The organism is Arthrospira sp. PCC 8006 (assembly GCF_046480465.1).
In the GTDB taxonomy this organism is placed as follows: domain Bacteria; phylum Cyanobacteriota; class Cyanobacteriia; order Cyanobacteriales; family Microcoleaceae; genus Limnospira; species Limnospira platensis.
The window spans coordinates 1-290 of record NZ_PKGG01000647.1; the positions used below are offsets into that span (position 1 = coordinate 1).

A 290-nucleotide genomic window follows, 5' to 3' on the forward strand; every position below is an offset into this window, starting at 1 on the left:
TTTCACAAGCTAGTAAAGTTCCACTAAGCAAACCTCCACCCCCCACCGGGGAAAGGATCAGGTCGATATTAGGGTTTTGTTGAAGCATCTCACGTGCACAAGTGCTCTGACCTTCAATGATATCGAGGTGATTATATGGAGGAATAAAGTGGTAGCCATTTTTTTCAATGATATCCTGCATGGCTTTTTCCCGCGACTTAATCCCAGGTGCACAAAAGTGTGTTTCCGCGCCTTGATTACGTATAGCGGCGATTTTAACTTTCGGCGCATTTTCGGGGACAACCACGCTA

The 290-nt window shown here is 45.9% G+C and carries 1 protein-coding gene; it reads right to left on the reverse strand.

The window, feature by feature from the left end:
* Nucleotides 1–290: pyridoxal-phosphate dependent enzyme (locus B9T16_RS29725; RefSeq protein ID WP_410246498.1), on the reverse strand; the 290-nt coding region annotated here is incomplete at both ends.